This window comes from Streptomyces sp., from assembly GCF_031178505.1.
Classification (GTDB): Bacteria; Actinomycetota; Actinomycetes; order Streptomycetales; family Streptomycetaceae; genus Streptomyces; species Streptomyces gulbargensis.
Window position 1 is genome coordinate 1 of record NZ_JAPSIW010000225.1, and the last position, 9,074, is coordinate 9,074.

General features: G+C 70.1%; 6 protein-coding genes. 5 read left to right on the forward strand and 1 reads right to left on the reverse strand.

The genetic code is table 11. From position 1 onward, the window contains the following. From RIF68_RS16835 to RIF68_RS16855, 5 genes are all read left to right on the forward strand, one after another. On the forward strand, positions 1–1,289 hold a 1,289-nt coding region (locus RIF68_RS16835; protein ID WP_309052083.1), incomplete at its 5' end, for an MFS transporter. A gap of 150 nt (positions 1,290–1,439) precedes the next feature. Further along, positions 1,440–3,797, forward strand: coding sequence for a glycoside hydrolase family 3 N-terminal domain-containing protein (locus RIF68_RS16840; protein ID WP_309052084.1), 2,358 nt, complete (start codon positions 1,440–1,442; stop codon positions 3,795–3,797). A 134-nt stretch (positions 3,798–3,931) separates the two neighbouring features. Further along, positions 3,932–5,725, forward strand: a complete 1,794-nt coding sequence (gene uidA, locus RIF68_RS16845) for a beta-glucuronidase (RefSeq protein WP_309052085.1) — start codon at positions 3,932–3,934, stop codon at positions 5,723–5,725. A 51-nt stretch (positions 5,726–5,776) separates the two neighbouring features. Continuing rightward, on the forward strand, positions 5,777–6,712 hold the full coding sequence (kdgD, locus tag RIF68_RS16850) for a 5-dehydro-4-deoxyglucarate dehydratase (RefSeq protein ID WP_309052086.1): 936 nt from the start codon (positions 5,777–5,779) through the stop codon (positions 6,710–6,712). A 60-nt stretch (positions 6,713–6,772) separates the two neighbouring features. Next, positions 6,773–8,116 (forward strand): enolase C-terminal domain-like protein, encoded by a 1,344-nt coding sequence (locus RIF68_RS16855; protein ID WP_309052087.1) that lies wholly within the window; start codon positions 6,773–6,775, stop codon positions 8,114–8,116. 588 nt (positions 8,117–8,704) lie between these two features. Here the strand turns inward: RIF68_RS16855 and RIF68_RS16860 are convergent. Next, a complete protein-coding gene (locus tag RIF68_RS16860; protein ID WP_309052088.1) occupies positions 8,705–8,827 on the reverse strand; it encodes a hypothetical protein in 123 nt (40 codons plus the stop codon). Positions 8,828–9,074 lie beyond the last annotated feature (247 nt).

Consider the following 9,074-nt stretch of genomic DNA (forward strand, 5'->3'; position numbering starts at 1 on the left):
GCACCCTGTCCGTCTCTCCCGCCCCGGCCGGGGCCACCGGCACCGGCCTCGCTTCTCTGCCCGGCGGGCGCGTCGCCCTCCTGGTGGCGGCCACCTTCGGCGTGGCGATGGCGCTCATGGTGCCGATAGCCTTCTCGCTCGCCCTGCGCGCCGACCATCTCGCGCCGGGCGACGAGGCGGCCGTCGGCTACATCCTCGGCATCGGTTCGGCTCTCTCGCTCGTCACCGCTCCGCCGATCGGCACGCTCAGCGACCGCACCCGTTCCCGCCTCGGACGCCGGATGCCGTACCTGATCGGGGGCGGCGTGCTCGGCATGGCCGCCCTGGTGACGATGGCGTACGCGCCGAACATCGCGGTACTGGGCCTGGGATGGGCCATGGCCGCCCTCGGCTGGGGAACCGCGCTCGGCGCGCTCGGCAGCATCCAGGCCGACCGGCTGCCACCCTCCCAACGCGGAAAGGTCGCCGGTCTGACGGGAGCCACCACCATGGTGGCGCCGGTCGTCGGTGTCCTCCTCGTGGGCACGGTGAGCCACGACCACCTGCTGGTGTTCCTCCTGCCGGGCGTCGTGGGCGCGGTGCTGCTCACGCTCCTGGTGGTGTTCTTCCGGGAGCCGGACTCCCGGAAGAACACCGTCCCGGTGAGGCTGACGACCGGGCGCATGCTGCGGAGCTATGTGTTCGATCCACGGGCCCACCCGGACTTCGCCTGGCACCTGCTGGCACGCTTCGTCTTCTACTACGGCCAGTCCCTCTACACGTCCTTCGTCACCTTCTTCTACGCCGACCGGCTCGACCTCACCCTTGTCGAGGTCTCCGGCCTGGTCGCCATCAGCGGCGGGATCAGCGTGCTGGCGATGACGGCCGGCACGCTGGGCAGCGGCTTCCTCTCCGACCGGCTGGGACGCCGCCGCCCCTTCGCCCTGGTGGCCGCGGCGGTCTTCCTCTCCGGCGCCGTCGTCTCGGCGTGGGCACACACGCTGGCCGGCCTGCTGGCCGGTGCCGCGCTGATGAACCTGGGCATCGCGGTCTTCTCTGCGAGCAGCCAGGCGACCGTGCTCGACATCCTCCCCGAGCGGGAGACCAACGCGGGACGCTTCCTGGCGATCGTGACGCTCTCCCAGAAGATCCCCAGTGCGCTCGCCCCGCTCACCGCCCCGCTGGTGATCGGCATCGGTGCCGGCGGCGCCACCGGTGAGGAGAACTACACCCTTCTGTACCTGTCGTCCGGCCTCCTGGGCCTGCTGGGCGGGCTGATCGCCTTCTTCCGGGTCCGGGGCGTGCGCTGAGCCACCGCCCGACCCGCGGCCCGATCACCGTGACGGTCACCGCCGAGGGGTCCGCGACGACGAGCCCGACGGTACGCGCGGTCGGCTCCTGACGTCCGCTGTACGCACACCATCCGCAACAACCACCTCAGCACAGTGAGAGGAACCCGCATGACCACTCCCGAGAACCTCGCCGGACTCATCACCCGGCTCACCCTGGAGCAGAAGGTGGCACAGCTGGGCGGCATCGCACTGCCGGGTCTGCTCGCTCCCGGGCCGACCGGAGTCCCGACGCTCGAGGCCGGCCGGGTGGCGGAGATGTGCCCCCACGGTGTCGGGCATCTGTCGCTGGCCTGGTTCCTCGGCCAGGACGCCGACAGCCTGCGCGACGCGTTGGCCCGGGTGCAGCAGGCGGTGCGCGAGGCGTCACCGTTCGGAATCGGTGGGCTGGTGCATTTCGAGGGCATCAACGGCTTCCTGCACGCGGCCGGAGAGCAGTTCCCGACGGCCTGGGCACAGGCGGCCACCTGGGATCCCGGCCTGGCCCGCCAGGCCTCGTCCGTCACCGCCGCGCACATGCGTGACCTGGGAGTCCAGCTGCTCTTCGCCCCGGTAATGGACCTCAGCCGGGACCCGCGGTGGGGCAGGGTGCACGAGACGTACGGTGAGGACCCCGAACTCGCCGCGCGGTTCTCGGTCGCCTTCGTCCACGGCATCCAGGGCGAGGACGGGGGCAGCGAACTCCTCGCCACCGGCAAGCACTTCCTCGGATTCGGGGCCTCCGAGGGAGGACGCAACATGGCGACCACCCAGCTGGGACGCCGGACCCTCGTCGACGAGTACGCCGAGCCGTTCCGCCGGGCCATCGCCGAAGCCGGTCTGTCGGTAGTCATGAACTCCTACAACGAGATCGACGGCGTACCGGCCGCCGCCGACCACTGGCTGCTGACCACACTCCTGCGGAACGAACTCGGCTTCGAGGGCATGACCGTCAGCGACTACGACTCGGTCCCCATGCTGCGCACCCGGTACCGCACGGCGGCCACACCGGGCGAGGCCGCGAAGCAGGCCGTCACGGCCGGCCTGGACGTCGAACTACCGCACGCGGTCAGCTACCCGAACCTGGTCCAGGAGGTCGCCATGGGCCGTCTGGACGAGAAGGTGATCGACCGAGCCGTGGCCCGCGTCCTCACGGTCAAGGCGCGCACCGGCCTGATCCCCGGCTTCGGCAGGCCGTCCCCGGCCCGGTCCGGCAGGCCGGACCGCGCGAAAGCCGCAGCCGTCCGGCAGGCGGTCGCGGAACGGAGCACGGTGCTGCTGCACAACGACGGCACCCTGCCGCTCGCCGAAGGACGACAGCGGATCGTCGTGACGGGCCCGGCCGCCGACGAACTCCGCGTCCACTTCGGGGCCTACACCTCGGCGGCCGCAGCGGAGATGCCCACCGCCGTCAAGGCCGTACGGATGGGCCAGGTTCCCGGCGTCGACTCGGCGACCTTCTCCTCGACCGACATCGTCACTACTCCCCTGCCGGGCCTGCAGCCGCGGTTCGAGGAAATGGTCCGCGCCCTGCATCCGGGAGCGCCTACGGTGTGGGAAGCGATGCGGGAATCGGGTGCCGCCGTCGAGTACGTGCCTCTCGGGTCCTTCACCGCCGACGGCAGCCGGCCGCTCGACGCTTCCGTGGTCGACGCGGCGGCGGCCGGTGCCGACGTGATCGTCGCCCTCGTCGGCGAGCGCACCGGGCGGGTCGGCGGCAACACCGCCGGGGAAGGCCGCTCCAGCGTGTCACCGTCTCTGCCGGGTGATCAGGAGGAGCTGATCGATCAGCTGGCCGCGACCGGCAAGCCGGTGGTCACCGTGGTCGTCTCCGGACGTCCGCTGCTCCTGGACCGGGTCGTACGGGCGTCCGCCGCGGTCCTGCTCGCGCCACTGCTCGGCGAGGCGGCGGGCCCCGCGATCGCCTCCGTCCTGTTCGGCGCGACCAACCCCAGCGGCAAACTGCCCGCCACCTTTCCCCGGCACCTCGGGCAGATCCCCGCCTACCACGGCCACCGCCACGGCAGCGGTTACGACCACCCGGCCAACGAAACCTACGCCTACGTGGACCTGCCCGACCAGTCCCCCCTCTTCGTCTTCGGTCACGGGCTGTCGTACACGGCCTTTGAGGTGTCCTCCAACGTCGACGCGGAAGTACGCGACGGGTTGCTGCGGTTTCCCGTCACGGTCACCAACACCGGGGACCGTGACGGTGAGACGGTCGTGCAACTGTACGCGCGACAGGAGTACGCGAGCGTCGTACGACCCGTGCGCCGGCTCCTCGACTTCCGCCGCCTGTCCCTGGCGGCCGGCGAGTCGGCGGACTTCGTCCTTCAGGCTCCGCTGGAGCGGCTCTCGTACACGCTGGCCGACGGACGGCGCGGCTGCGAGGCCGGAGAGGTCACGTTGATGACCGGGCTGAGCAGCGACGACATCAGATGCATGGCGCGTGTCCTCGTCCCCGCGGTGTCCGACGGCGTGGCCCGCTGAGCCGTCCGGGCCGATCCTCCTCCGAAGCCACAAGAGCCACAAGCCCGGGCGACGTCATCCCCCGGTCCCCCTCAGTCGACTTCCGCCGCACCGCCGGCGTGTGGACCACCCATACCGACACAAGGAGATCACCCATGTTGAAACCCCGCTGCACCGCCACCCGCGAACTCGTCGGCCTCGACGGCCTCTGGCACTTCGCCACCTCCGCGAGCACCGGCCCCCAGCCGTGGACCGGGCCGCTCGACACACCGCTCGAAGCCGCCGTACCGGCCAGCTACAACGACCTGTTCACCGACAGCGCGATCCGTGACCACGTCGGCTGGGTGTGGTACCAGCGCACGGCCCGCGTACCGCGCGGCTGGGCCGGAGAACGGGTGATGCTGCGCTTCGACGCGGTGACGCACGAGGGGCAGGTGTACGTCGACGACCACCTCGTCGCGGAACACGTCGGCGGCTACACGCCGTTCGAGGCCGACATCACCGACTACGTGGGACCGGGCGAGGAGTTCCGTATCACCGTCGGCGTCAACAACGAGCTGACCAACGTGACGATCCCGCCGGGCACGATCACGGTCGCCCAGGACGGCCGGCGCACACAGAAGTACCTGCACGACTTCTACAACTACTCGGGCATCGCCCGGTCCGTGCGGTTGTACAGTGTCCCGGCCGTCCACATCGACGACCTCACGATCGTGACCGGTCTCGAGGGCACCACCGGAACCGTCGACTACTCGGTGCAGACCAGCGCCTCCGCCCAGGTGCGCGTGCGGGTCCTGGACGCCGACGGCACCCAGGTCGCCGCCGCCGAGGGGGTCAACGGCACCCTGCGCATCGCCGACGTCACCCCGTGGTGCCCGGGCGCGGCCCACCTCTACGACCTCGTCGCCGAGATCGTCGACGGTGACGAGGTGACCGACACCTACACCCAGCCCTTCGGCGTACGTACCGTCGAAATCCGCGGTCGGCAGTTCCTCATCAACGGGGAGCCCTTCTACTTCACCGGCTTCGGCAAGCACGAGGACACACCCGTGCGGGGCAAGGGACACGACGACGCCTACCTGGTGCACGACTTCCAGCTCATGGAATGGATCGGCGCCAACTCCTTCCGCACCTCCCACTACCCCTACGCCGAGGACGTCCTCGACTTCGCCGACCGGCACGGCATCGTCGTCATCGACGAGACCGCGGCCGTCGGTCTGAACCTGGCCGTCGAGGGCGGGCTCGCCGGACGCCCGCACAAGCCGACCTTCTCCCCGGAGACCTTCAACGACGACACCCGCGCCGCTCACGCCCAGGCCGTCCGCGAGCTGATCGCCCGGGACAAGAACCATCCCAGTGTCGTCATGTGGTGCATCGCCAACGAGCCCTCGTCCCACGAGGAAGGCGCGCGTGAGTACTTCGAGCCGCTGGTGGAGCTCACCCGCAAGCTCGACCCCAGCCGGCCCGTCAGCTACGCGGCCGTGATGTTCGCGACCTACAAGAACGACCGCATCGCCGACCTCTTCGACCTGGTCTGCCTCAACCGCTACTACGGCTGGTACGTCGCCACCGGTGACCTCGCCACCGCTGAGACCTACATGGACATGGAGCTGCGCGGCTGGGCGGAGAAGTACGACAAGCCCATCCTCATGAGCGAGTACGGCGCCGACGCCCTTCCTGGTCTGCACTCGGTGTGGGACATGCCGTGGACGGAGGAATACCAGCTCGCCTACCTGGAGGCCAACCACCGGGCCTTCGACCGCGCCGAGGCCGTGGTGGGCGAGCACGTGTGGAACTTCGCCGACTTCCAGACTTCGAACGGCATCCACCGCGTCGACGGCAACAGGAAGGGGGTCTTCACCCGCGACCGACGCCCCAAGACCGCCGCGCACGCCCTGCGCTCCCGGTGGAAGCCGCTCGGCGGCCGCAAGCCCTCGACCACCGACTGACCCCAGCGCCACTCACTCCACTCCGAACCGGATGACAAGGAACACAACGCGATGACCTCACCTCTCAACCCGGCGGACCTGGGCCGGCGCCTCGGTGCGGGACTGCTCTCCTTCCCCGTCACCCACTTCGGTCCGGACGACCTGTCGTTCGACGAGAGAGCCTACTGCGCGCACGTCGAACGTCTCTCGGCGTACAAGGTGGGCGGCCTCTTCGCCGCCGGAGGCACCGGGGAGTTCTTCTCGCTCACTCCCAGCGAGGTGGAACGCGTCGTGACCGCCGCCGTGCAGAGCGCCCCAAAGAACATGCCCGTGCTGGCGCCCGCCGGATGCGGGACCGCCACGGCCGTGGAGTTCGCCGCCTCCGCGGAACGTTCGGGCGCCGACGGAATCCTGCTGTTCCCCCCGTACCTGACGGATATGAGCCAGGAGGGCCTTGCCCGGCACGTCGAGGCGGTCTGCCGGGCCACCTCCCTGGGCGTGGTGGTCTACAGCCGGGCCAACGCCGTGTACACGGCCGAGACCTTGGACCGACTCGCGATGGCCTGCCCCAACCTCATCGGCTACAAGGACGGGGTGGGCGACCTGGAGGCCATGGCCCGCATCCACGGCCGTCTCGGTGACCGGCTCACCTACATCGGTGGCCTGCCGACCGCGGAGACGTTCGCCGTGCCCTACCTCGAACTGGGGGCCACCACCTACTCGTCAGCCATCTTCAACTTCCTGCCCGAGTTCGCTCTGGACTTCTACGACGCGGTCCGAGAGCGCCGACGGGACACCGTGCTCCGGCACCTGAACGACTTCGTGCTGCCGTACACCGCCATCCGCGACCGGGCCCGCGGATACGGCGTCAGCATTGTCAAGGCCGGTATGAGCGCCGTCGGTCGCCCCGCGGGACCCGTCCGGCCTCCGCTGACCGATCTCACCCCGGGCGAGCACGAGGCGCTGGCGCGTCTCATCGAAAAGCTGCCGGCCCACCTGCGACAGTGACGCGCTCTCTCCGGACCACCGCCGGGGTCACCGGCGAACGAGCCACTGAAGGAACTTCCCATGCCACATGCTTCCGCTTCCTCCCGCCCGTTTGTCACCGCGATGCGGGTCATCCCTGTGGCCGGTCAAGACAGCATGTTGTTGAACCTGAGCGGAGCACACGCCCCCTACTTCACCCGCAACCTGGTCGTCCTCACCGATTCGGAAGGCCGCACCGGTGTCGGCGAGGTACCGGGCGGCGAGTCCATACGCACCACGCTGGAGGAGGCGAGTGACCTGGTCGTCGGCCGGCCGGTCGCCCACCATCACGCCGTCCTGCGTGACATCCGAGCCGCCTTCGACGACCGTGACACCGACGGCCGCGGCACGCAGACCTTCGACCAGCGGATCACCATCCACGCGGTCACCGCTGTCGAGACGGCGCTCCTGGACCTGCTGGGCCGGCACCTGGGCGTTCCGCTCGCCGCCCTCCTCGGCGAGGGACAGCAGCGTGACCAGGTCCCCGTCCTGGGTTATCTGTTCTACATCGGCGACCGAGGACGAACCGACCTGCCGTACCGGGCGGAGCCCGAGGCCGACGACGACTGGCTGCGCCTGCGCAACGAGGAAGCCCTCACACCGGAGGCGATCGTCGCCCTGGCCTCGGCCGCCCAGCGACGCTACGGCTTCAAGGACTTCAAGCTGAAAGGGGGAGTGCTGACCGGGGCCGACGAAGCGGCCACCGTCCGCGCCCTGGCCGAGCACTTCCCCGACGCCCGCATCACACTCGACCCGAACGGGGCATGGTCTCTCGAGGAAGCCGTCCGCCTGGGCCGTGGCCTGCGCGACGTCCTCGCGTACGCGGAGGACCCGTGCGGCGCGGAGAAGGGGTACTCGGGCCGGGAGGTCATGGCCGAGTTCCGCCGCGCGACCGGACTCCGCACCGCCACCAACATGATCGCCACCGACTGGCGGGAACTGGGCCACGCCCTGCAGAGCGGCGCCGTCGACATCCCGCTCGCCGACCCGCACTTCTGGACGCTGGCGGGATCGGTGCGCGTCGCCCAGATCTGCAGTGCCTGGGGACTGACCTGGGGATCGCACTCCAACAACCACTTCGACGTGTCACTGGCCATGTTCACCCACGCGGCGGCGGCCGCTCCGGGTGACATCACGGCGATCGACACCCACTGGATCTGGCAGGACGGTCAACGCCTCACCACCGAGCCCTTGGCCATCAAGGACGGCATGCTCGAAGTACCGACGGGCCCCGGGCTCGGCGTCGAGCTCGACATGCAGCGGGTGGAGGAGGCACACGAGCTGTACACCGGTCTTCGTCTCGGCGCCCGGGACGACGCCACGGCCATGCGCTTTCTGGTGCCCGACTGGCAGTTCGACCGCAAGCGACCGGCTTACGTGCGGTGATCCGGCCAGTGGTGCGACGACCACGTGGATGAACCGGCGTCCTCGCGGCCCGCCCGCGCAGGCCTATTCCACCGGTGCCCACCTGTTCTCGCACCCTGCGGCTCCGCTGTGTTTCCGCCCGGGGAGCGGCCCAAGACCCTCGCGGGCGACGGGGCGGCCCGTGCCGGACACACAGCGGTCCGCGAGCGGCGGCCTTGGGGCCACCGCTCGCTCCGGCGGGTCGTCACGCTGGTAAGGCCGCGCGCCCGGCTTGGCGCTGCCCGTGCCCGAAAGCCGGACCGTGGCCGCTGGAAGAGGCAGGGTTTGTTCCTCCCGGCCGCAGGACGGGGCGTAGCCGTTGATCACGGAACCGGCGTGTAGGTGTCCGACACGACGGCGACCGCGTAGCGAGCGGCCGTGCCGCCGTACCCTGACGCAGTGCAGGGCTGCGACGTGTCGGTCGTGGCGCGGCTCAGCACGGGGAGCGCGGCGCCCGCCGCGGTTCCCATGCGGGTGAGTGACCAGACCGACTGCAGGTCTCTACAACCTGTGCCATGTGGTGCCGGTGCAGCCCAACCGGAGGGAAGCACGACAGGTTTCGCCACGGCCTCAACCCGCGTCCCACAGGCCGGCGTCCAGGATGCGGGCCGCCTTGGTGATGCTGCCCGGCATCAGGTGCCGGTGGGTGCGGTACGTCTCTTCGATCGACTTGTGCCCCATCCACTCGGCCACGTCGGTGATCGGGATGCCGCTGACCGAGCGCGTTGGAGGCGAAATAGCCGGAAGCCATACATCCCCATCCCGTCCACTACGGGCAGCTTCTCGAAAAGTGCGCGGACGCGCCGACGGGCCATCGGCTCCGTGTAGTACCCGCTCGGCCCCCGCAGCAGATACCCCTTCTTCGTCATGCCGTGCTTCGCCTCGTAGCGTTCGAGCGCCTCCCGTACCGAGCGGGGCAGCGGAACCTCCCGGCCCCCCC